This is a genomic window from Roseomonas fluvialis, from assembly GCF_022846615.1.
In the GTDB taxonomy this organism is placed as follows: domain Bacteria; phylum Pseudomonadota; class Alphaproteobacteria; order Acetobacterales; family Acetobacteraceae; genus Neoroseomonas; species Neoroseomonas fluvialis.
Window position 1 is genome coordinate 572108 of sequence record NZ_AP025637.1, and the last position, 20794, is coordinate 592901.

The window sequence follows — 20794 nt, forward strand, 5'->3', positions numbered from 1 at the left end:
CAAGGGATGCTGAGGCCATGAACGATGCCGATGCCGTCCTGCGCCTCGCCGCCGACCTTGTCGCGATCGACAGCCGGTCCTCCGTGTCCAACCTGCCGCTCGCCGAACGCATCGAGGCCGAGCTGACGGGCTTCGACATCGCCCGCGTGGACTACGCGGATGCCAACGGCGTGGCCAAGCGCGCTCTGGTGGCCCATCGCGGGCCGAAAGGTGGCCTGGCGCTGTCCGGTCACATGGATACGGTGCCTGATACAGGCTGGACCGATCCGTGGTCGCCGCGCGTGGTCGATGGCGTGCTGCATGGCCTGGGCAGCGTGGACATGAAGGGGCCGGTCGCCGCCTGCATCGTGGCAGCGCGGGGCCTGCCCGAGAGCGTGCCGGCGACCCTGCTGATCACCACGGATGAGGAAACCAGCAAGCAGGGCGCACGCGCCATCGCCGCATCGGATGCCGCGCGCGCGCTGGGCCTGCGCGGGATCGTGGTGGCGGAACCGACGGGGCTGCTGCCGGTGCGCGGGCATCGCAGCCATATCGAATACACCGCCGTCGCGACGGGCGTGCAGGCGCATTCGTCGACCGGGCAGGGCACCAATGCGAACTGGGCGCTGATCCCGTTCCTGGCAGAGATGAAGGCGGTGTTCGAACGCCTTCGCCACGACCCGGCCTATCACGATGCCGGCTACGATCCGCCTTTCAGCGATTTCAACCTGGTCATCGACAACCACGGCACTGCGGTGAACGTGACAGTCGCGAAGGCGACCGTGCGCATCAAGTTCCGCCGCAGCCGCAACGTGGACTACGCGCCGATCGAAGCCGCGGTGAAGGACGCTGCCGCGCGCACCGGCGTGACGCTCACCGAAAAGCGCGAAGGCACGCCGCCCGAACTGCCGGCCGACCATCCGCTGGTGGCGCTGGCGGTGCGCGAGACCGGCCAGGCCGCGCGCACCGCCCCCTACGGCACCGACGCCAGCGAATTGCAGGACCTGGCCCCCTGCATCGTGATGGGTCCTGGCACCATCGCCACGGCACATACACCGCATGAATGCGTGGCGGTGGCGGACCTGGTCGCCGCGGTACCGCTGTTCCGGCGGATGCTGGCGGCTACGCCGGCAGGGTGACGCGGACCTCGCCGACCGGGCGGCCGTTGCTGTCGTTGATGGCGCCTTCGATGTCCTGCGTGAGCGACTCCGCCGCATCCACCAGGCCGAGCCGGCCCAGCAGCGCCGCGAAGACGCCCATTTTCGCCCGCGCCGTGCCATCCGCCAGCTTGACCGCGATGCCGAGCCCTTCCTCAGGCACGAAGCCGACCACGTAGCCCTCCGCGCCACCCTTCAGCAGCACGCGGCCCTGGCTGGCGCGGACGATTTTCCCCGTCGAGGAGCCACGACCGGACAGATGGTCGGGGTAGGCGCGAATGGCCGATTGCAGGCGGCGGATCGCGGTGCGGCGTGCATCGGTCGCGACACGTGCCGCCGCCCAGCGTGCGGCGCCGCGCGCCATGGTCGCCATCGGCAGCGCGAGCGCCGGCAGCCCGCAACCATCCACGCCGCGCGGCAGGCGCGCCGCATCCTCGCCGAGCAATTCGCTGAACGCTTCCAGATACAGGCGCTGCGCCGGATGCGCCGGGTCCGCGTATCCGCCGACGGACGCGCCAATGTGCTTCGTCAGCGTCAGGAAGCCGCAATGCTTGCCCGAGCAATTGTGGAACACACGCGAGCGGTCGCCGCCGCCGCGGATCACCGCGATCTGGTCGGACTGCGCGCGTGGCAGGTCCGGCCCGCAGACCAGGGCGGCGTCGGTCAGCCCCAGCCGTTCCAGCCAGCCGCGCACCAGCGCGACCTGGAAATCCTCCGCGCTGTGGGATGCACAGGCGAGCGCCAGGTGTTCCTCGGTCAGCCCCGCCGCATCCGCCGCGCCGCTTTCGACCAACGGGATCGCCTGGAAGGGCTTCAGGGACGATCGCGGGAAGGTCACGAAGGACGGATCGCCCCAGGACTGCAGGATGCGTCCGTCCGCATCCGCCACCACGGCCACGCCGTGATGCAGGCTTTCCAGTATGCCGCCGCGGCGGATCTCGGCCATCGGCACGAAGGTCATGACACCGACTCCGGCAGGGGCACGGCGCTGCTGCCCGGACGGCCCTCCAGCACCGCGTCGAACAGCTTCACCTGGCGCGGCAGGCACAGCGCGTGCAGGTCGAAGCGTTCCAGCATGGTGCGGCGCGCCTGCTTGCGCAGCGGCACGTAGCGGTCGGGGTTGGCGATCGCATCCACCACAGCGTCCGCCATGCGCTGGTGGTCGAAGAAGGGCAGCATCAGGCCGTTGTGCTCGTGGCGCATCACCTCCGCCAGCGGCGGCGTGTCCGATCCGATGATCAACGCCTCGCAGCCCATCGCCTCGACCAGCGACCACGAGAGCACGAAGGGATAAGTATAGTAGACATGGGCGCTGCTGATGCGGAACAGCGCCACCAGGCCCTCATGCGGAATGCGCCCGGTGAAGTGCACACGCGCCATGTCGAGCTTGTCGCCGACCTCGGCCATCATGGTCGCCTTCCACGACTTGCCGTCGGCGGGCAGGCGGCCATAGCCGCGTTCATCGCCACCCACGATCACGGCATGCGCGTTCGGGCGGCGCGCGAGGATCTCGGGCAGGGCGCGCATGAAGACGTCGAAGCCGCGATAGGGTTCGAGGTTGCGCGAGACGAAGGTCACCACCTCCTGCCCCTTGGTCACCGTGTGCCCGTCCGGCAGCTTCACGGTGGACGCCCCGTTCGGCGTGGCGAAGTTGGCGTCGACCCCTTCATGCACCACCGACGTGCGCGCCTGGATGTAATCCGGATAGCGGCTGCGCTGCCACAGCGTGGGGGAAACGCTCCAATCCGTCCCTTCGAGCGACTGCAACTGCGTCATGTTCAGCGTGCGCACGCGCGCGGCCTCGTCGAGCGTGACCTCCTGCGTGGGGTCGAACCCTACGTCTCCGCCCGTCGATCGATAGTAGAACTCGCAGTACTGCAGCAGCTTCGTGTCGGGGAAGACGTCGCGCAGGTACAGCCCTTCGCCCCAGCCGGGATGGCAGCAGATGATGTCGGGCACGAAGCCCTTCTGCTTCAGGCCCATCAGCGCGCGCGCCACCGCCTGGCCGCGGCGCACCGCGGCTTCGACGGGGCGGAGGTAGCGGTGCGTCTTCTCGCCCGCGCCTTCGGGTGCGGGGTAGCGCAGGTGCTGCGGGCCCGGCGGCGACTGGTTGGCGCGTTCGCCGAGGCCGATCACCCGCGCGCCCTTCCGGCGCGAGATGATCGGTGCGAGGTGCCGGTACTGGCCCGGGAAGTTCTGGTGAATGAACAGCGCCTGGACCACCGAGCCCGTCTCCCCTGTTGCGCCCCGGCTGCTTGATGCCGTCATTCTGTGCCTGCGGCAACCTGCGTCTGGCCTGCGGCGCGCGCCGGCGCCAGGATACCCGCCGACCGGTCAAGGGATGGTTGTGATGGAATTCGATTTTGCGGGACGGCGCGTGTTGGTGGCGGGCGGCAGCCGCGGCATCGGGCGGGCGATCGCGCTGGGCTTCGCGCGTGCCGGCGCGAAGGTCTCGGCCTGCGCGCGTGGGGCGGATGGCCTGGCGGCCCTGCAGGCGGAGGGCGTGGCGCATGTCGTGCCGACCGACCTCGGGGATGCCGCGCAGGTCGCCGCCTGGGTGGCTGCCGCGGCGAAGGCCCTGGGCGGGATCGACGTGCTGGTCAACAACGCCTCGGGCTTCGGCATGCCGGATACCGAGGAGTCCTGGAAGCGCAGCCTCGACATCGACGTGATGGCGACGGTGCGCGCCTCGAACGCGGCGCTGCCGCATCTGCGCGACTCGCGCGGGTGCATCGTCAACACGACCTCGATCTCGGGGCTGGCGTCGACGCGGCGCTCGCCCGCCTATGCCGCGGTCAAGGCGCTGGTGATCAACTACACCGCCTCGCAGGCTTCCATGTACGCGGCGGACGGCGTGCGCGTGAACGCCATCGCGCCAGGGTCGATCGAGTTCCCCGGCGGGACGTGGGAGACGCGGCGCACCGAGGACCCCGCGCTGTACGAGCGCATCCTGGCCAGCATTCCCTTCGGCCGGCTCGGCGTGCCGGAGGAAGTGGCGGATGTCGCGTTGTTCCTCGCCTCGCCCCTGGCACGCTGGGTGACGGGTCAGACCATCGTGGTCGATGGCGGCCAGATGCTCGGCTAGCGCAGTCCCCGGTCAGGTGGAAGCGCCTGGTCGGGGAATGGTGCTTTCGAGAATATTCGAAAAGCGTTGCGGTGAGCGGACACGCGGCTAGTCGTCCGGGCGCGTGCTGCGCAGGCGTTTGGTCGCACCACGGCGCGTCTTCTCGTCCACGCGCCGCGCCTTTGCCGCACGGGTCGGCTTGGTGGCCCGCCGTGGCGGGGGCGGTGGCGTGGCGGCTTCGCGCAGCAGCGCGACCAGTCGTTCCAGCGCGTCTTCCCGGTTGCGCTCCCGCGTGCGGTGGCGCTGCGCGGTGATGACCAGCACGCCGTCCTTGGTGATGCGCCGCCCCGCCAGCGCGACCAGGCGTTCCTTCATCGTGGTCGGCAGGTTGGGCGAGGCCATGGCGTCGAAGCGCAGCTGCACCGCGGTCTCGAGCTTGTTGACGTTCTGCCCGCCGGGGCCGGAGGCGCGCAGGAAGTCCTCCTGCAGCTCGTCCTCCTCGATGGCGATGCGGGCGGTGATGCGAATCGTCATGGTGCAGGAAGGGCGGTGGCTGGCATCTCGTCCTTCAGCGCCACGCCGGTCGCGCCGAGCGCGGCCGCCGCGCGCAACAACCAGGCGGCCTTGGCCGCAGCATCGGCATACGACATGCCGCCGGGCCGCACATTGCTGATGCAGTTGCGCTCTGCGTCGGTACGCCCGCGCCGCGGCGCCCAGGTGATGTAGAGGCCGAGACTGTCTGTCGCCGACAGGCCCGGCCGCTCGCCGATCAGCACCACCACGGCCGCGGCGCCCATCGCCTCGCCGATCTCGTCGCCGATCGCCACGCGCGCCTGCTGCGCCACCACCAACGGCCCGGCCGGCAGGGGCAAGGCCGGGACCAGGAGTTCCAGCACGCCTGGCGCGTGGCGCTGCACGCCCGTCGCGCACAGCCCGTCCGCCACGACCAGGGCGATGCAGCCGGGCGCGGCAGGCAGCACGCAATCCTGCGCCAGCCGCCGCCCGAGGTCGGGCCGCAGCAGGTACTCGCGCCGATCCGCCGCGGCACTGCACACGCGCAGCACCGGCCGCGCGATCGCCACTTCCAACGCCGGGATGTCGAGCAACGACCACACGGCATCCCGCGCCCGCGCATGCGCCTCCTGGAAGTCGAGATGCGCCGCCGTCGGCTGCGCCGTGCCGACGCGCCCGAGCCCCACACGCGCATCGGTGAAGCGGCGCAGGTCGCGCCAGAGCGCCGGCGCGCTCACGCGAGACCGATCAGCGCCGGCGACAGCCGTGCGGGAATGCGGTCGTGATCGGCGCCAATGCCCATCCGCGCGAGCCAATCCTCGAATTCCGGCGCCGCCCGCTTGCCGAGCATCGCGCGCGCCGTGAGCCCGTCATGGAAGGAGGTGGATTGATAGGCCAGCATCACGTCGTCCGCCCCGGGCACGCCCATCACATAGGTCACGCCGGCCACCGCCAGGCAGGCCAGCAGCGCGTCCATGTCGTCCTGGTCGGCCTCGGCGTGGTTGGTGTAGCAGACATCGACGCCCATCGGCAGGCCGAGCAGCTTGCCGCAGAAATGGTCCTCGAGCCCCGCGCGCAGGATCTGCTTGCCGTCGAACAGGTATTCCGGGCCGATGAAGCCGACCACGGAATTGACCAGCAGCGGCGCGAATTCGCGCGCCACGGCATAGGCGCGCGCCTCGATCGTCTGCTGGTCCACGCCGTGATGCGCGTCCGCCGACAACGCGCTGCCCTGGCCGGTCTCGAAGTACATGACGTTGTCACCAAGCGTGCCGCGGCCCAGCGCCAGCGCGGCCTCCCGCGCCTCGCGCAACAGCGCCAGTGTCACGCCGAAGGATGTGTTCACGCCCTCGGTCCCGCCGATCGACTGGAACACCAGGTCCACCGGCGCGCCGCGCTGCATCGCCAGCATCGTGGTGGTGACGTGGGACAGAACGCAGGTCTGGGTCGGGATGTCGAAGCGTTCACGCACGGTGTCGAGCATCCGCAGCAGTCCGATCACCGCCTCGACATTGTCGGTCGCCGGGTTCACGCCGATCACCGCATCACCGGCGCCCAGCAGCAGCCCGTCCAGCACGGCGGCTGCGACGCCGCGCGGGTCGTCTGTCGGGTGGTTCGGCTGCAGCCGGATGGACAGCGTTCCCGGCAGGCCTATGGTGTTGCGGAAGCGCGTGACCACGCGGCATTTCGCCGCCACCTGCATCAGGTCCGCCACGCGCATGGTCTTCGACACCGCCGCCACCATCTCCGGCGTCAAGCCGGGCGCGACGGCCGTGACCGCGTCGGGCTCCGCCGCCAGCAGCCAGTCGCGGAAGCCGCCCACCGTCAGGCTGCGCAGCGGCGCGAAGGCGGCGGCGTCGTGGCGGTCGAGGATCAGGCGCGTGACCTCGTCCGCTTCGTAGGGGATCACCGCCTCACTCAGGAAATGCACGAGCGGCAGGTCGGCCAGGGCGCGCTGCGCTGCCACACGCTCCGCCGCGGATGCCGCCGCGACGCCGGCCAGCGCATCGCCCGACCGGAACGGCGTGGCGCGCGCCAACAGCGTCTTCAGGTCGTCGAAGACGTAACGCGTGCCGGCGATGCTCTGCGCGAAAGGCATGGCAGGCTTGATGCCACGCCCTGGGGGCGGCTTGCCAGCCCGGCGCGTGGCCCTAGGATGCGCCGCCGGAAATACCGAGGAAACGCATGGACGCCGACGCGATCGACAAGGCCCCGGATGCCACCGCATCCTGGCCCGACCAGATCTACGACCTGCTCAAGAAGCATGGCATCCGCCAGGTCTGCCTGGTGCCGGATGCCGGGCATTCGCGCCTGATCAAACGCTGCCTGGCCGACAACGAGATCGTGGTCACCACGCTGACCACCGAGGAAGAAGGCATCGCCCTGATGCAGGGCGCCTGGCTGGGCGGCGACAAGGCCATCCTGCTGATGCAGTCCTCCGGCGTGGGCAACTGCATCAACATGCTCTCGCTGTCGCAGATCCATCGCTGCCCGATGCCGATGCTGGTTACGATGCGCGGCGATTTCGGCGAGTTCAACCCGGCCCAGGTGCCGATGGGCGAAGCCACGCAGCCCGTGCTGGAAGCCATGGGCACCGTGGTGCGCCGCGCCGATACGCCCGAGGACATCGCCGCCACCGTGGATGCGACCATCCGCATGGCCTTCAACACCTTCCGCCCGACCGCGACCCTGATCGGCCAGCGCGTCATCGGCGCCAAGACCTTCGGCAAGGACTGAGACGATGCTGGCGTCATCCGGAAAGCTCGACCGGCGTGAACTCACCGCCGCGCTGCTGGCCGATCGCGGGGAGCTGGCAGTGATCGCCGGCCTCGGCGCGCCGGCCTGGGACATCACGGCGGTGGGCGACCATCCGCTGAACCTGCCGCTGTGGGGCGCGATGGGCGGGGCGGCGATGATTGGCCTGGGCCTTGCGCTGGCGCAGCCTTCGCGCCCCGTGCTGGTGTTGACCGGTGACGGGGAGATGCTGATGGGCATCGGCGCGCTCGCCACCATCGCGGTGAAGGCGCCGAAGAACCTGTCGATCATAGTGCAGGACAACGAGCACTACGGCGAGACCGGCATGCAGGAGACCGCGACGCGCCACGGCGTGGACCTGGTGACCATGGCCAAGGGGGCGGGCTTCCAGCGCACCATGTTCGTGACAAAGCCGGATGAGGTGCCCGCACTGCGCGCCGCGATTCATTCGGGTGACGGCCCGTTCTTCGCGGTCGCGAAGATCGACGCCGCCAGCAAGAAGCTCGTGCTGCCGCCGCGCGACGGGTCCATCATCCAGAACCGGATGCGGGAAGCCATCCTCGGACCCTCCGCGCACCATCAGCTGTAACGGGAAGGCACGCATGCCGCACATCGTCTGCCTCCGCCCGCTGCACCCGGACGCGATGGAGCGCCTGCGCGCCGAACCCGGCTACACCATCACCATGCTCGACCCCGTCACGCCGCAGACGCTGGCCGAGCCGATGAAGACCGCGGACGCCATCATCGTGCGCGCGACAAAGATCGACCGCGCCTTCCTGGCGAATGCCCCGCTGCTGTCGATCTGCGCGCGCCACGGCGTGGGCTACGACGCGGTGGATGTCGAGGCCCTGACCGAGCGCGGCATCCCGCTGACCGTCACCCCCGACGCCAATGCGCTGTCGGTCGCCGAGCACGCGATGATGCTCATGCTCACCACCGCGCGGCGCACCGTGGACTACAACGCCAACACCAAGGCGCTCGACTGGGGTCCCAAGCCCGCGATGCGCACCTTCGACCTGGCCGGGCAGACCGTGCTGGTGGTGGGGTTCGGGCGGATCGGCGGGCGCGTCGCGCGGTTGTGCAAGGCCTTCGACATGAACGTGCTCGTGCACGACCCCTACATCCCGCAGAACACCATCAAGGGCGCGGGCTTCACGCCGGTGAAGGTGCTGCACGAGGGTCTCGCGCAGGCCGACGTGGTCACCACGCATTGCCCGTCCAACACCGAGACGCGCGGCCTGGTGAACGCCGCCTTCCTGGCTGCGATGAAGCCGGGTGCGACCTACATCAACACCGCGCGCGGCACGCTGGTGGATGAAGGCGCGCTGACCGCCGCGCTGAAGTCCGGCCACCTAGGTGCAGTGGGCCTCGACGTGTTCTGGGAAGAACCCGTCACGACGAAGCTGCCCTTCCTGGATTTCCCGAATGTGGTGGTGTCGCCCCATTCCGCCGCGGCGACCGAGCAATCGACCCGCCGCATGGGCCTGTCTTGCGCCGAGAGTATCTTTTCGCACTTCAAGGGACAGCTCGACCCCGACGTGGTGATCAACAAGGAGGTGCTCCGCGGCAACGCGTGAGCAGCATGTCATGACCAACCCGCTGATCATCCTCGCCGACCACGCCGCCTCCTGGCGGACGCGCGACCTCCCCACCGATGTCGCGCACCACGCACGGCGCGTGCTGGTCGATTGGTTCGCCGCGACCCTGCCCGGCTGCTCGCGCGCGCCGGCCACGCTCATGGCCGAGGCGCTCGAGGACGAGACGCGCGGCGGCGGCGGCGCCGTCTGCTACGTGACCGGCCGGCGCGTGCCGCTGCGCCATGCCGCGCTGGTGAACGGCACCGCCTCCCACACGGTCGAGTTCGACGACATCTACCGCTACGCCGTCTATCACCCGGGCTGCCCAACCATTGCCGCCGCACTCGCCGCCGCGCAGTCCCACAACACGGGCATGGAGGCGCTGCTGCGCTCCATCGTCGCGGGCTACGAGGTGTCGTGCCGCATCGGCGTGGCCGTGCAGCCCTCGCACTACGATTTCTGGCACACCACCGGCACGGTCGGGACCTTCGGCGCCGCCGCCGCAGTCGCCGTCCTGCTCGACTGCGACGCCGAGCGCACCGCGCACGCCATCGCCACCGCCGCCACCATGGCCGGCGGCCTGCAGCAAGCCTTCCGCGGGGAGGGCATGTCGAAGCCGCTGCATCCGGGCCACGCGGCCGAGGCCGGCGCGCTCGCCGCCATGGCTGCGTCGCGTGGCATGACCGGCGCGCTCGATGTCCTGCACGGCCCGGCCGGCTTCGCCGCCGCGACCAGCGAGGACACCGGCAAGTGGGACAAGGCGCTGGCCGGGATTGGCAAACCCTACGCCGTCACCGACATGACGGTGAAGAACCATGGCTGCTGCGGGCATATCTTCGCGGCACTCGATGCGGTGCGGGACCTGCATCTGGAGCACGGCTTCAAGGCCGAGGACGTCGTCTCGATCGCCGTCGGCGGCTACAAGGCGACCAAGGATGTCTGCGACCGCCCGGATGCACGGACCGAGCAGGATTGCCGCTTCTCGACCCAGTTCACGGTCGCGACCATGCTGCTGTATGGCGGCGTGCGTCTTGCGGCCTTTGAACCGGCCCGCCTGGTCGATCCGGCGGTCCGTGCGCTGATGCCGCGCATCTCGGTCGCGATCGATGCGGAATGCGCCGCCGCCTTCCCATCGAAGCGCTCGGCCAAGGTCGAGATCCGGCTGAAGGATGGCCGCGTGCTCAACCGCCACCAGCATACGCGCAAGGGCGACCCCGACGCGCCGCTGACCGACCGCGACCTGTCCGACAAGTTCCTGGAACTGACGTCCGACGCGATCGGCGCCGCTCAGGCCAAGGCGCTGCTGGCGCAGCTGTGGGAGGGTTCGGCCCTGCCCGGGATCGTGCCGCTGGTGACGAACCAGGCGCGCGCCGCCGAATAGCGGCGCCGCGCGCTACTTCTTCTTGCCGCCGACGCGCACGAGCTGGGAGATCGCGAGCGGCGGCTTGCCCGACGCCTTGGCGATCTCGTTGTCCTGTTCCTGGATGACCTTGCGCGCGGGTTCGTCACCATCGAGCCCGCCGAGGATCTCGGCCGGCACCTTGCGGTTGGAACGGCGGCTGCCGTCCTCATAGAATACGTCGAACAGGACGAAGGCGGATTTGCTGCCGGGTTTGGCGGCCATGTCGGTCTCTCCTCCGCTGCGCCGAAGCGCGCGGGATTCGGAAGCGCCGCTGGGGCGCGTGTCCTGGAAACTGCGCCGCGTGCGCCCGTGCACCGAATGCCGGGCCGCGCGCGGGCAATGCAGCGCGTCAGCCGCGATGCGGCTTGTCGGCGGTGCTGTCGGCGTCGGTGTCGGGCTCAGGGTCCAAGCCGGCGGCCTTGCGCTTCGCGACCGCTTCGTCGCGTTCGCGCTGCTTGGCTTCCTTCTTGGCCTGCTTGCTCCGGCTCACCTCGGCACGCTGTTGGCCATAGTTGGGCGGTCGCGCCACGGCGATTCTCCGGATGTCAGAAAAGGAAAAGGGCGGCCCGAAGGCCGCCCCTGGCCGGGTCAGGCGAGGCGGAGATTGCCCGCCGAAACCTTGCCCTGCTGGCCGCGCTGCAGCTCGAACTCGACCTTGTCGCCTTCGTTCAGGCCGTTCAGGCCGGCGCGCTGCACGTCGCTGATGTGGACGAACACGTCCTTCGAGCCGTCCTCCGGCTGAATGAAGCCGTAGCCCTTGGTCGCGTTGAACCACTTCACGGTACCGATGCTCATGCCGATGTCTCCGGTTGAGTCATTGCCACCAGGCACGATTGCCAAGTGGTGATGCCGGCCAGCGCAAGCGCCGCCGGGCCATCCTTCGCTGAGGCTCAACCATAGAAAAGGCACGGAGAGCGGGTCCGACACGCGGACCGGACGAGATGACCAAAAACTTATGCGCCTTCGCTGGCGCGAACGCAACGCCAATCGGCCGGCGCGGATCCCGATCGGATGGAATCAGCCGGTCGGTCGAAGATACTCACGAAAACAAGCAGTTAGAGGCGTTGAAACAGGCCAAGGCAACCTGCGGTAAGGCTAGCCTGCGCGTGCGCCGGTGGCGCGCAATATCGGCAGCCATCGCTCCATCTCGGCCTTCAGGAAGTTGCGCAAGGCGGCGGCATCGCCCGGCCGCGGCTCCACGCCGCGTTCCGCATAGCGCGCCTGCACGGCGGGGTCTGCCAGGACCTCCAGCGTGGCCGCGGTGAGCGCGCCCAGCACCGCCGACGGCGTCGCCATCGGCGCATAGAGCGCCTGCCAGGAGGAGGATTCGTACCCCGCGACACCCGCCTCCTGGAAGGTCGGCAGGTCGGGCAGCATGCGCGACCGCCGCGCGGTCGTCACCGCGATGCCGCGCGCGCGTCCATCCTGCATCATGGGGGCCAGCAGGGTCTGGCTGTCGATCATGAATTCCACGCGCCCTGCGATGAAGTCCGTCACCGCGGCCGGCGTGCCGCGATACTGCACGATGGTGAAATCCACGCCGGCGAGCTTCTTCAGCAATTCGCCCGCCAGGTGCGATGCGGCGCCGATGCCCGTGGTGGCGAAGGTCGCCTCGCCACGCTTGGACCGCAGCCACGCCAGCAGCGACGGCACGTCGGTGGCAGGCACCGAAGGGTGCACCGCCGCCACGAAGGGCTGTTCGCCCAGCAGCGCGATGGGCGCGAAATCCGTCACCGGGTCCACCCCGGCGTCGGGGAACAGCGCCGGGATCACGCTGTGCGCCGCGCCGTTCAGCAGCAGGGTGTGGCCATCGGCGGGTGCCCTTGCGACCGTGCGCGCGCCGATCGTGCTGCCCGCGCCGGGCGTGTTCTCGATCACCAGCGTCTGGCCGATGCGCCGGCTCAGCGGCTCGGCCACGATGCGCGCCACCACGTCGATGATCCCGCCCGCGGCGAAGGGCACCACGACGCGGATCGGCCGGTTCGGGAAGGCGCCCTGCGCCCGCGCAACGGCAGGCGCGGCGAGGGTGGCGGCGAACAGCGTGCGGCGGGGGAACATGCGGGTCGCTCCGGCTGTGGTTGCGGCAACCTAGTGCAGATCCCGATCCGACGGAATCGCCTGATCGGATGAAGATGCTCGCGAAAACAAGCCGCTAGAGACGTCGACGTGAGGCAGGGCATACAGCGACGCCTCCGGACCAGCGCCGCCGCCGGGCAAGCTGCCTGCGCTTGACAGCCCGCCGCCTGCATCGGCCCAATCGGCCCGGGCCAGCCGTGGCCGCGCGGTCCCTGTCCGGGACCGGCCTGCGGGATGCATGCCGGCCCTATCCTGGAAACGGCGGTTCGATCCCGTCACGCCAACCCCCCGGCGCCGGCCTTCGGGCAGCGGCGCCGCCGCCTTGCGGGCTTCGGGCCCCCGTGGTGGCACCGCGGCGCCGGGGGCGCGGTCGGGTCCATTCCGAACGGATGCGGAACGCGCTATCCCTGGCCGATGACGACGACACTGATCGGGATCTTCGCACTGCTCGCCTGCGCAGCGCTCGCGCTGGCCGCGCTGCGCACCGTGCTGCAGTTCCGCATCACCATCTGGCCGTGGGAGGCGGGGCTCCTCTACGTCAACGGGCGGTTCGAGCGGATGCTCGAACCCGGGCGCCACTGGCATGGCATCATGGGGCGCGACGTGACGCGCATCCTGACCGCGCGCCAGGTGCACATCCTGCCGGCGCAGGACGTGCTGACCGCGGACGGCTTCCCGGTGAAGCTTGGCGTGGTGGTGGAATACCGGATCGCCGACCCGAAGCGCGCGCAGGAGGAAACCGGCGGGCGCTGGACCGAGGTGTTGCACACCGGCGTGCAACTCGCGATCCGCGCGCCGGTGCTCTCGCGCGGGCTCGACGCCGTGCTGGCCGACCGCGGCGCGCTGGAGGCGGAGTTCCTGCCCCCCGTGCAGGCCGCGCTCGATCGCATCGGCATCGTGGTGGAGCGCGTGGCGCTGCGCGACCTGGTGCTGCCCGCCGAAGTTCGCCGGATGGTGACCGAGTTGGAGCGCGCCAGGCGCGAGGGCCTGGTCGCGCTGGAGCGTGCGCGCGGCGAACAGGCGGCGCTGCGTTCGCTCGCGAATGCCGCGCGCCTGCTGAAGGGCAACCCCGAACTGCATGCGCTGCGCGTGCTGCAGGCGCTGGCGAGCTCGCCGGGCAAGGTGCCGCCCACGCTGGTGCTCGGCGCGGGCGGTCTGCTGCCGCTCGGCGGCGGCGGCGGCGGTGGCGCCGAAGCGCCCGACCCGCCGCCGGAGGATTGACGCGCCTACTTGCCCTGGAACTGTGGGGCGCGCTTGTTCAGGAAGGCATCGACGCCTTCCTGGAAGTCGGCGCTGGTGAAGCACATGGTCACCAGGTCGTCGCCCTCGACCTCGCCGACCGCATGGCGCAGGCGGCGCAGCGCGATCTTGGTCGCCTTGAGCGTCAGCGGCGCCAGGGTGGACATGCTGGTGGCCAGTTCCAGCGCGCGCGCAGCCACCGCATCCGGCGTGTCCAGCACTTCCGAGACCAGCCCGATATGCTTCGCCTCGGCCGAGGAGAACAGGCGCGAGGTCATGATCATCTCGGCGATCGCCGCCGGGCCGACCAGCGCGTAGAAGCGCGCGAAGTTGTTCATGTTGAGGATGTTCCCCAACGTCTTCGCGATCGGCAGGCCGAAGCGCGCCGACGCATCGCAGATGCGGATGTCGCAGCACCCTGCGATGCCCAGGCCGCCGCCCGTGCAGGCACCCGCGATGGCGGCGATGATCGGCTTGTTGCAGTTCTCGAGCGCGCCCAGGACCTTGTCGATCCGTGCCTCGTAGGCCAGCGCATCGTCGGCGGTCTTGAACTCGCGGAACTGGCTGATGTCGGTGCCCGAGGCGAAGGCCTTGCCGCCGGCGCCGGTCAGCACCCAGACGCGGATCGACGGGTCCTCGCTGATCTGTTCCGCCAGTTCCTGGATGCGCTGGTACATCGGAAACAGCATCGCGTTGCGCGCCTGGGGGCGGTTGAAGGTGGTCCAGGCGATGCCGCCCTCGCGGACCTCGTGCAGAATGTCGTCGCTCATGGCGCTCCGTCCCGGTGTGTGCGGCGCAAGGCGTAGCCGGTCGGGCGGCGGCGTCAAGCCGGTCCCTTGCCGAAGCGCGGGCCCGATGCCACCACAGGCGGAGCCGAGGAGTCACCCGCCATGACCATGCCGCTTGCCCGCTTCACCGTGCTCGACCTGACGCGCGTGCGCTCAGGCCCCACCTGCGTGCGCCAGCTCGCCGACTGGGGTGCGAACGTCATCAAGATCGAGGCGACGGACGAGGTCGATACCGGCAAGGGCCTGGGCGGCGAGCGCGACGGGCCTGACTTCCAGCATGTCCATCGCAACAAGCGCGGCATGACGCTGAACCTGAAGTCGCCCGAGGGCCTGGCCGCCTTCCGCCGCATGGTCGCCCGCGCCGATGTGGTGGTCGAGAACTACCGACCCGACGTCAAGACGCGCCTGGGTGTGGACTATGACAGCCTGGCCGCGATCAACCCGCGCATCGTGCTGGGGTCGATCTCCGGCTTCGGGCAGGACGGGCCCTATGCGAAGCGCCCAGGCTTCGACCAGATCGCGCAGGGCATGGGCGGGCTGATGTCGGTCACCGGCCTGCCCGGCCAAGGCCCCGTGCGTGCCGGCATTCCGGTCGCGGACCTCACCGCCGGGCTGTATTGCGCGCTCGGCATCATGGTGGCGCTGCTGGAACGCGAGGTCACCGGCAAGGGGCGCTGGGTGCATGTCTCCCTGCTCGAAGCCATGGTCGCGATGATGGATTTCCAGGCGACGCGCTGGACCATGAAGCGCGAGGTGCCGAAGCAGGCCGGCAACGACCACCCCACCACCATCCCGACCGGGCTGTTCCGCACCTCCGACGGCGTCATCAATATCGCCGGCGGCGGCCAGGTGATGTGGGATCGCATCGTGAAGGTGCTGGGCATTGAGGCGCAGGCCGCCGACCCCGACATCGCCACCGACAAGCTGCGCAGCCAGAACCGCGTGAAGGTCAACGCCATCATCGAGGCCGTCACGCAGACCGACACGGCCGCCAACTGGGTCGCGAAGTTCAACAAGGACGGCGTGCCCTGCGGCCCGGTCTACGCCATGGACCAGGTGTTTGCCGACGAGCAGGTGAAGCACCTGGGCATCGAGATGACGGTGCAGCACCCGCGGCTCGGCGCGCTGAACGTGGTGCGCGCGCCGATGCAGATCGCCGGCGTGGGCTGTGCGCGCAACCCGACCCCCGAACGCGGCCAGCACACGGACGAAGTGCTGGCGGAATTCGGCTTCACGGCCGACGAGATCGCAGCGTTGCGCGCCGCCCGCGCGGTCTGACCCCTCAGTCCCGTGCGAGCCTGATCTCCACCTCGCGCTCGACGAAGCCCCATTCCTTCGTTGCGCGCAGGCGGGACAGCAGCGTGTCGAACCCTGCCTCGTGCTCCGGGGCGAATTCGAACCAGGTGAGGAAGTCGAAGGGTTCGCCCAGGTCGCGCGAATGGATCAGCCGTCGCGCGACACCCGGCAGGTATTCGAGGCCGATCGCGATGTGCCGCGATTCCTCCTCCAGCACCGCGCGGCGCGCATCCTGCGCCATGTCCCACCAGGCGGCCGACTTGCGGATCGGGATCAGCGCGGCCCTGCTGGCCTGCGGGCGGCCGAGCCCCTGCTGCACGCCGGCCAGCGTCGCGCGCTCCGCCTCCGCCGTGTAGCGCAGGTTGCTGGTCACGCCGCGCAGGCGCCAGGCGCCGTCATCGGGCGTGGCGTCGCCATCCTCGACGCGCAGCCTGGCCGCGGGCGGCAGCGTGGCGCCCAAGCAGGGGCGGATGTCGGTGACGCGCCAGGGCCCATGGGCGCCGGCGGTGACGGTGACGGGCAACGGAGCGGGCATACCCAAGCCTAGATGCTGCGGCGCAGCAGAAGCAACGCCGGAGCAGCCGGGTCACGGCCTGTCGTGAAAGTCGCCTCTCGCCGAGTTGCGACGTCCGGCACGGGCGTACCCACCCAGAAGGCCGCGCAGGTCGGTATCCTGTTATGGATGGCCGGGTGTGCTGTTGCCGAACCTTCGCGAAAAGCTGTCAGTCGACGCGGATATTGCCGGTCCGGATCACGCCGCCCCAGCGCGCCCGGTCGCGGGCGATCAGCTCCGTGAATTCGGCCGGCGTGCCGGGCAGCGGCTCGACCCCCTGCGTCGCCAGCTTGGCGATGAAGTCCGGGCGCCGGAGCAGCGCGTTCACCTCGCGGCTCATGCGCTCGACCGCCGCAGCCGGCGTTCCGGTGGGGGCCAGGATACCGTACCAGCCCAACGCCTCGTAGCCCGGCAGGGTCTCTCCGATGGTCGGCACGTCGGGTAGCGCCGGGTCGCGCCGCCCGGCCGTGACCGCGAGCGCGCGCACGCGGCCGTCGCGGATATGCGGCAGGGCGGTCGGCGTGGTGTCGAACATCATGGTCAGCCGACCGCCGACGGTGTCGACCATGGCCGGGCCCGTGCCGCGATAGGGGATATGCGTGATGTCCACATTCGCCTGCTGCTTCAGCAATTCCATGAACAGGTGCTGCGCCGATCCGATGCCGGACGACCCGTAGTTCAGCTTACCCGGTTCGGCGCGGGCCAGCGCGAGCAACTCGGGCAGCGTGCGCGCCTGCACCGAGGGATGCACCACAAGCACCGAGGCCACCGCCGCCACCGGCACCACCGGGACCAGGTCGCGCTCGGGGTCGTAGGACAGGCGGATCAGCGCGGGGTTGATCGCCATGGGGCCGGTGCTGCCCATCACCATGGTGTAGCCATCGGGCGGGCTGCGCACGGCGGCCTCGGTGCCGACCGAACCGCCGGCGCCGGTGCGGTTCTCGACCACCACCGATTGCCGCAGGATGGGCGTCAGCTCCTCGGCCAGCGCGCGGGCCAGCAGGTCGGCAGCCCCCCCGGGCGGGAAGGGCGAGATCATGCGGATGCTGCGCTGGGGCCATTCGCCCTGCGCAACCGCGGGGCCGGCCAGCGCGGTGGTGGCGGCCAGGCCCAGCAACAGGCGTCGTGATGTCATGAGAGCCACTCCCGGGCGATGAAGCGGCGATGCTAGGCCCGCCACGGTTTGCGCGCCAACCGGCCGGCCGCTAGGAAGCGCGCCGAACAAGCCGGGGACGCCCCATGCGCATCGCCTCTATCCGCCACGGCGTCGTGCCCATCAGCAGCGCCATCGCCAACGCCTACATCGATTTCTCCAAGATGACCGCGAGTGTGGTCGCCATCACCATCGAGGACGGCGCGGGGCGCAGCGCGACAGGCTACGGCTTCAATTCCAACGGCCGCTACGCCCAGCCGGGGTTGTTGGCGGAACGCTTCGTGCCGCGCCTGGAAGCCTGCGACGCCGCGGTGCTGACCGCCGCCGACGGTACGCTCAACGTCGCCGCCGCCTGGTCCGCCATGATGCGCAACGAGAAGCCCGGCGGGCATGGCGACCGGTCGGTCGCGGTCGGCGTGCTCGACATGGCGCTGTGGGACGCCGCGGCGAAGCTGGAAGGCAAGCCGCTGTGGCGCCTGCTGGCCGACCGCTTCCGCGGCGGCGAGGCCGATGACGCCGCCTGGGTCTACGCCGCCGGCGGCTACTACTACCCGGGCAAGGGTGTGGATGCGCTGGTCGAGGAAATGAAGCGCTACCTCGGCCTCGGCTACACTACGGTGAAGATGAAGATCGGCGGTGCGCCGGGCACGCCCATCAAGGACGCGCTGCGCGAGGATGTCGCGCGGATCGAGGCGGTGCTGAAGCTGCTCGGCAATGACGGCTCGCGCCTGGCCGTCGACGTGAACGGCCGGTTCGGCCTGCATGCCGCGCTGGCCTATGGCGCCGCGCTGCAGCCCTTCGCCCTGCGCTGGTACGAGGAACCGCTCGACCCGCTGGACTACGCCACGCACGCGACGCTGGCCGAGCACTACGCGCCGCCACTCGCGACCGGCGAGAACCTGTTCTCCATGCTCGATGCCCGCAACCTGATCCGCCATGGCGGGCTGCGGCCGGACCGCGACGTGCTGCAATTCGACCCCGCCCTCTCCTACGGCCTGGTGGAATACCTTCGAACGCTGGAGATGCTGGAACAGCACGGCTGGTCGGCGCGTCGCTGCGTCCCCCACGGCGGGCACCAGTTCGCGCTCAACATCGCGGTGGGCCTCGGCCTCGGCGGCAACGAATCCTACCCCGAGGTCTTCGCCCCCTTTGGCGGCTTCGCCACCAACACACCGGTGGTGGATGGGCGCATCCGCATGCCCGACCTGCCCGGCATCGGCTTCGAGGCGAAGAACGACCTCTGGGCGGTGCTGAAGGACCTCTGAGGCGCCGATGCTGGATCTCGCCGCGCAGGTCGCGGACCGCTATCGCGGCGCCTCGCGCTCGGCACGCGGCTTCATCCGGGGCAAGCTTCGGAGTGACCCGGCCGTGGCGGCGCTTCTCGCGCTTGGCGCGGCGCAGGGCTTCGGGCGGGTGCTGGACCTCGGCTGCGGCCGCGGGCAGCTCGGCATCGCGCTGCTGCTGGCGGATGCCGCAACTGCACTGCACGGGATCGACATCGATGCCCGCAAGGTTGCCCTGGCGCGGGATGCGGCGCGGGACCTGCCGGCGGCCTTCGACGCCGCCGACCTCGCCACGCTCGAATCCATGCCGCCGGCCGACACCGTGCTGCTGATCGACGTGCTGCTGCAGCTTCCGCCCCAGGCGCAGGACGCGCTGCTCCTGCGCATCATGGACGCGGCGCCGCGCCGCATCCTGGTCCGCGCCTTCGACCCCGACCGCGGCTGGCGCAGCGCGATCGGCTTCGGGATGGAGCGCATCCGACGGCGCCTCGGCGGCGACCGCGGCCTGGCGGGCATGGTGGCGCCGCGCCCGGTCGCCGCGATCGCGGCCCCGCTGCAGGCCGCCGGCTTCGCCGTGACGATCACGCCCTGCTGGGCTGGCACGCCCCTGCCGAATGTGCTTCTGGTGGCGCAACGCCCATGACCCCACGCATCGCCCCCCTGCTGCTCCTCGCCCTCGCCACCGTGCCGGCGCAGGCCCAGCAACTGCCGGTCTTCGAGGCCGGCATCGCCGGCGGCGGCGGCTGGCTGCCGGCTTACCCCGCATCCGACCAGAACCGCTGGCGGGGCCTGGCGGTCCCGTACATCATCTACCGCGGCAACGTGTTCCGCGCCGACGATGGCGGGCTACGCGCCCGCACCAGCCTGGCGGACGGGATCGAATTGTCGGTCAGCGCCTCGGGCGGGGTGAATGCGTCGTCGGATGACGTGACGGCGCGGCAGGGCATGCCGGATCTCGAATGGCTGGGCGAACTGGGCCCCAACCTGCGCTTCACGCTGTGGCGCGGGGAGGACGAGGCGGCGCCGCAGCGCATCGTGCTCGACACCCCGATCCGCGCTGTGTTCTCCACCGACTGGTCCTCGGTGTCCTTCCGCGGCTTCACCTTCGCGCCCGACATCGCCTACGAGCACATGCACTTCCTGTCGCCCTTCGCGCGGTTGCGCGTCTCGGCAGGCGTCGTGTTCGGCACCGACCGCTATGCGGACTACTTCTACGACGTGGCGCCGCAATTCGCGCGGCCCGACCGGCCGGCCTACAACGCGCAGGCCGGCTACATCGGGTCGCGGCTGTCGGTCTCCTACCGGCTGCCGCTGAGCGAACGCTTCTCGGTCGTGGCGGGCGGACGCGTCGAGAATTTCTCGGGCGCGACCAATGCCGACAGTCCGCTGTTCCGCAACGAGTGGAACTTCTCGGTGGTGGCCGGATTCGCGGTGTCGCTGTGGCGGTCGGAGGCGACGGTGAACGCCGCCTCCCAGCCCTTCGACTGATCAGTGGTGGTGGCCTGAACCGCGCGCGCCGGCGGCCTCGACCGCGAGTTCCACTTGCACCTCGCCGGCGCGTTCGAAACGCAGCGTGAGCGGCACGCGGCCGCCCTGTGCCATCGGCCCCGTGAGGCCGATCAGCATGACGTGGAAGCCGCCAGGCCGTAGTTCGACCGTCTCGCCCGGCGCCACGGCGATATCGGTGACCGGACGCATGCGCATCACGTCGCCCTCCCGCACCACCGTGTGCAGTTCGACCACGCGCGCGAAGGGCGTGCTGGCCGAGATCAGCCGGTCGGGCCGCGCCCCGGTGTTGCGCAGGCGCATGAAGGCGGCGCCGTTCGCATTGGCGCCGGCGGCGCGCGTCCAGGGGTGCACGATCGCGAGGTCACCGGCGGTGTAGTCATGCGCGACGGCGGGCATCGCCAGCAGTGCGCAGGCGGCGGCGATCGCGCCGCGGCGGGTCGTGTGGGTCATG

The 20794-nt window shown here is 70.4% G+C and carries 24 protein-coding genes; 11 read left to right on the forward strand and 13 right to left on the reverse strand.

The genetic code is table 11. The annotated features are described in order from the left end of the window. Positions 1 to 17 precede the first annotated feature (17 nt). Positions 18 to 1118, forward strand: a complete 1101-nt coding sequence (locus tag MWM08_RS02795) for a M20/M25/M40 family metallo-hydrolase (protein ID WP_244457955.1) — start codon at positions 18 to 20, stop codon at positions 1116 to 1118. Here MWM08_RS02795 and MWM08_RS02800 read toward each other — a convergent pair. Together MWM08_RS02800 and MWM08_RS02805 are read right to left on the reverse strand one after the other, a co-directional pair. Then, a complete protein-coding gene (locus tag MWM08_RS02800; protein ID WP_244457956.1) occupies positions 1102 to 2097 on the reverse strand; it encodes an asparaginase in 996 nt (331 codons plus the stop codon). The genes MWM08_RS02795 and MWM08_RS02800 overlap by 17 nt on opposite strands. Further along, a complete protein-coding gene (locus tag MWM08_RS02805; RefSeq protein ID WP_244457957.1) occupies positions 2094 to 3359 on the reverse strand; it encodes a glycosyltransferase family 4 protein in 1266 nt (421 codons plus the stop codon). The genes MWM08_RS02800 and MWM08_RS02805 overlap by 4 nt, the downstream gene beginning before the upstream one ends. 127 nt (positions 3360 to 3486) lie before the next feature. Between MWM08_RS02805 and MWM08_RS02810 the strand changes: the two genes are divergently transcribed. Beyond that, on the forward strand, positions 3487 to 4221 hold the full coding sequence (locus MWM08_RS02810; protein ID WP_244457958.1) for an SDR family NAD(P)-dependent oxidoreductase: 735 nt from the start codon (positions 3487 to 3489) through the stop codon (positions 4219 to 4221). Between the two features lie 87 nt (positions 4222 to 4308). On the opposite strand, the gene arfB is transcribed toward MWM08_RS02810, so the two are convergent. The 3 genes from arfB to MWM08_RS02825 are packed head-to-tail and all read right to left on the reverse strand — an operon-like array spanning position 4309 to position 6811. Beyond that, the gene (gene arfB / locus MWM08_RS02815; RefSeq protein ID WP_244457959.1) at positions 4309 to 4734 is read right to left on the reverse strand and encodes an alternative ribosome rescue aminoacyl-tRNA hydrolase ArfB; all 426 of its coding nucleotides are present in this window, start codon (positions 4732 to 4734) and stop codon (positions 4309 to 4311) included. Further along, entirely contained in the window at positions 4731 to 5450 is a 720-nt protein-coding gene (eutC, locus tag MWM08_RS02820) for an ethanolamine ammonia-lyase subunit EutC (RefSeq protein ID WP_244457960.1), read from the reverse strand. Before eutC ends, arfB begins: the two co-directional genes overlap by 4 nt. Beyond that, positions 5447 to 6811: an ethanolamine ammonia-lyase subunit EutB gene (locus MWM08_RS02825; RefSeq protein WP_244457961.1), complete on the reverse strand. Its 1365-nt coding sequence runs from the start codon at positions 6809 to 6811 to the stop codon at positions 5447 to 5449. Before MWM08_RS02825 ends, eutC begins: the two co-directional genes overlap by 4 nt. A gap of 86 nt (positions 6812 to 6897) precedes the next feature. Here MWM08_RS02825 and MWM08_RS02830 point away from each other — a divergent pair, with 86 nt between their 5' ends. The 4 genes from MWM08_RS02830 to MWM08_RS02845 are packed head-to-tail and all read left to right on the forward strand — an operon-like array spanning position 6898 to position 10425. Then, positions 6898 to 7449, forward strand: coding sequence for a thiamine pyrophosphate-binding protein (locus MWM08_RS02830; protein WP_244457962.1), 552 nt, complete (start codon positions 6898 to 6900; stop codon positions 7447 to 7449). 4 nt (positions 7450 to 7453) lie between these two features. Continuing rightward, entirely contained in the window at positions 7454 to 8056 is a 603-nt protein-coding gene (locus MWM08_RS02835) for a thiamine pyrophosphate-dependent enzyme (protein WP_244457963.1), read from the forward strand. 13 nt (positions 8057 to 8069) lie between these two features. Next, positions 8070 to 9044 (forward strand): hydroxyacid dehydrogenase, encoded by a 975-nt coding sequence (locus MWM08_RS02840; protein WP_244457964.1) that lies wholly within the window; start codon positions 8070 to 8072, stop codon positions 9042 to 9044. 10 nt (positions 9045 to 9054) lie between these two features. After that, positions 9055 to 10425: an MmgE/PrpD family protein gene (locus tag MWM08_RS02845; protein WP_244457965.1), complete on the forward strand. Its 1371-nt coding sequence runs from the start codon at positions 9055 to 9057 to the stop codon at positions 10423 to 10425. Positions 10426 to 10437: 12 nt separating this feature from the next. Here the strand turns inward: MWM08_RS02845 and MWM08_RS02850 are convergent, their stop codons facing one another. The 4 genes from MWM08_RS02850 to MWM08_RS02865 form a co-directional block, all read right to left on the reverse strand. Then, positions 10438 to 10668, reverse strand: coding sequence for a hypothetical protein (locus tag MWM08_RS02850; RefSeq protein ID WP_198369552.1), 231 nt, complete (start codon positions 10666 to 10668; stop codon positions 10438 to 10440). 127 nt (positions 10669 to 10795) lie between these two features. Continuing rightward, the gene (locus MWM08_RS02855; RefSeq protein WP_244457966.1) at positions 10796 to 10975 is read right to left on the reverse strand and encodes a hypothetical protein; all 180 of its coding nucleotides are present in this window, start codon (positions 10973 to 10975) and stop codon (positions 10796 to 10798) included. A gap of 59 nt (positions 10976 to 11034) precedes the next feature. After that, positions 11035 to 11241, reverse strand: a complete 207-nt coding sequence (locus MWM08_RS02860) for a cold-shock protein (RefSeq protein WP_137126977.1) — start codon at positions 11239 to 11241, stop codon at positions 11035 to 11037. Positions 11242 to 11541: 300 nt separating this feature from the next. After that, positions 11542 to 12504, reverse strand: coding sequence for a Bug family tripartite tricarboxylate transporter substrate binding protein (locus MWM08_RS02865; protein WP_244457967.1), 963 nt, complete (start codon positions 12502 to 12504; stop codon positions 11542 to 11544). Between the two features lie 432 nt (positions 12505 to 12936). Between MWM08_RS02865 and MWM08_RS02870 the strand changes: the two genes are divergently transcribed. Beyond that, the gene (locus tag MWM08_RS02870) at positions 12937 to 13743 is read left to right on the forward strand and encodes a slipin family protein (protein WP_244457968.1); all 807 of its coding nucleotides are present in this window, start codon (positions 12937 to 12939) and stop codon (positions 13741 to 13743) included. A gap of 5 nt (positions 13744 to 13748) precedes the next feature. On the opposite strand, the gene MWM08_RS02875 is transcribed toward MWM08_RS02870, so the two are convergent. After that, positions 13749 to 14531 carry an enoyl-CoA hydratase/isomerase family protein gene (locus MWM08_RS02875; protein WP_244457969.1) on the reverse strand — a complete coding sequence of 261 codons (783 nt, stop codon included), beginning with the start codon at positions 14529 to 14531 and terminating at the stop codon, positions 13749 to 13751. 120 nt (positions 14532 to 14651) lie between these two features. On the opposite strand from MWM08_RS02875, the gene MWM08_RS02880 reads away from it, so the two are divergent. After that, the gene (locus tag MWM08_RS02880) at positions 14652 to 15827 is read left to right on the forward strand and encodes a CaiB/BaiF CoA transferase family protein (RefSeq protein WP_244457970.1); all 1176 of its coding nucleotides are present in this window, start codon (positions 14652 to 14654) and stop codon (positions 15825 to 15827) included. 4 nt (positions 15828 to 15831) lie between these two features. On the opposite strand, the gene MWM08_RS02885 is transcribed toward MWM08_RS02880, so the two are convergent. Then, on the reverse strand, positions 15832 to 16368 hold the full coding sequence (locus tag MWM08_RS02885) for a chlorite dismutase family protein (protein WP_244457971.1): 537 nt from the start codon (positions 16366 to 16368) through the stop codon (positions 15832 to 15834). A 199-nt stretch (positions 16369 to 16567) separates the two neighbouring features. Then, on the reverse strand, positions 16568 to 17533 hold the full coding sequence (locus MWM08_RS02890; RefSeq protein ID WP_244457972.1) for a Bug family tripartite tricarboxylate transporter substrate binding protein: 966 nt from the start codon (positions 17531 to 17533) through the stop codon (positions 16568 to 16570). Between the two features lie 104 nt (positions 17534 to 17637). Here MWM08_RS02890 and MWM08_RS02895 point away from each other — a divergent pair, with 104 nt between their 5' ends. Genes MWM08_RS02895 through MWM08_RS02905 form a run of 3 tightly spaced genes read left to right on the forward strand, consistent with a single transcriptional unit; the run spans position 17638 to position 20322 of the window. Then, positions 17638 to 18816, forward strand: coding sequence for an enolase C-terminal domain-like protein (locus MWM08_RS02895; RefSeq protein ID WP_244457973.1), 1179 nt, complete (start codon positions 17638 to 17640; stop codon positions 18814 to 18816). 7 nt (positions 18817 to 18823) lie between these two features. After that, positions 18824 to 19477, forward strand: coding sequence for a class I SAM-dependent methyltransferase (locus MWM08_RS02900; RefSeq protein WP_244457974.1), 654 nt, complete (start codon positions 18824 to 18826; stop codon positions 19475 to 19477). After that, a complete protein-coding gene (locus MWM08_RS02905; RefSeq protein WP_244457975.1) occupies positions 19474 to 20322 on the forward strand; it encodes a MipA/OmpV family protein in 849 nt (282 codons plus the stop codon). Before MWM08_RS02900 ends, MWM08_RS02905 begins: the two co-directional genes overlap by 4 nt. Here the strand turns inward: MWM08_RS02905 and MWM08_RS02910 are convergent, their stop codons facing one another. Beyond that, positions 20323 to 20793 carry a copper chaperone PCu(A)C gene (locus MWM08_RS02910; RefSeq protein ID WP_244457976.1) on the reverse strand — a complete coding sequence of 157 codons (471 nt, stop codon included), beginning with the start codon at positions 20791 to 20793 and terminating at the stop codon, positions 20323 to 20325. It lies immediately after the preceding gene. Position 20794 lies beyond the last annotated feature (1 nt).

Coding starts and splice junctions, on each gene's coding strand:
- MWM08_RS02795 (WP_244457955.1), top strand. CDS start 18: ATGAACGATGCCGATGCCGTCCTGCGCCTCGCCGCCGACCTTGTCGCG.
- MWM08_RS02800 (WP_244457956.1), bottom strand. CDS start 2,097: ATGACCTTCGTGCCGATGGCCGAGATCCGCCGCGGCGGCATACTGGAA.
- MWM08_RS02810 (WP_244457958.1), top strand. CDS start 3,487: ATGGAATTCGATTTTGCGGGACGGCGCGTGTTGGTGGCGGGCGGCAGC.
- arfB (WP_244457959.1), bottom strand. CDS start 4,734: ATGACGATTCGCATCACCGCCCGCATCGCCATCGAGGAGGACGAGCTG.
- MWM08_RS02825 (WP_244457961.1), bottom strand. CDS start 6,811: ATGCCTTTCGCGCAGAGCATCGCCGGCACGCGTTACGTCTTCGACGAC.
- MWM08_RS02830 (WP_244457962.1), top strand. CDS start 6,898: ATGGACGCCGACGCGATCGACAAGGCCCCGGATGCCACCGCATCCTGG.
- MWM08_RS02835 (WP_244457963.1), top strand. CDS start 7,454: ATGCTGGCGTCATCCGGAAAGCTCGACCGGCGTGAACTCACCGCCGCG.
- MWM08_RS02840 (WP_244457964.1), top strand. CDS start 8,070: ATGCCGCACATCGTCTGCCTCCGCCCGCTGCACCCGGACGCGATGGAG.
- MWM08_RS02845 (WP_244457965.1), top strand. CDS start 9,055: ATGACCAACCCGCTGATCATCCTCGCCGACCACGCCGCCTCCTGGCGG.
- MWM08_RS02850 (WP_198369552.1), bottom strand. CDS start 10,668: ATGGCCGCCAAACCCGGCAGCAAATCCGCCTTCGTCCTGTTCGACGTA.
- MWM08_RS02860 (WP_137126977.1), bottom strand. CDS start 11,241: ATGAGCATCGGTACCGTGAAGTGGTTCAACGCGACCAAGGGCTACGGC.
- MWM08_RS02865 (WP_244457967.1), bottom strand. CDS start 12,504: ATGTTCCCCCGCCGCACGCTGTTCGCCGCCACCCTCGCCGCGCCTGCC.
- MWM08_RS02870 (WP_244457968.1), top strand. CDS start 12,937: ATGACGACGACACTGATCGGGATCTTCGCACTGCTCGCCTGCGCAGCG.
- MWM08_RS02875 (WP_244457969.1), bottom strand. CDS start 14,531: ATGAGCGACGACATTCTGCACGAGGTCCGCGAGGGCGGCATCGCCTGG.
- MWM08_RS02880 (WP_244457970.1), top strand. CDS start 14,652: ATGACCATGCCGCTTGCCCGCTTCACCGTGCTCGACCTGACGCGCGTG.
- MWM08_RS02890 (WP_244457972.1), bottom strand. CDS start 17,533: ATGACATCACGACGCCTGTTGCTGGGCCTGGCCGCCACCACCGCGCTG.
- MWM08_RS02895 (WP_244457973.1), top strand. CDS start 17,638: ATGCGCATCGCCTCTATCCGCCACGGCGTCGTGCCCATCAGCAGCGCC.
- MWM08_RS02900 (WP_244457974.1), top strand. CDS start 18,824: ATGCTGGATCTCGCCGCGCAGGTCGCGGACCGCTATCGCGGCGCCTCG.
- MWM08_RS02905 (WP_244457975.1), top strand. CDS start 19,474: ATGACCCCACGCATCGCCCCCCTGCTGCTCCTCGCCCTCGCCACCGTG.
- MWM08_RS02910 (WP_244457976.1), bottom strand. CDS start 20,793: ATGACCCACACGACCCGCCGCGGCGCGATCGCCGCCGCCTGCGCACTG.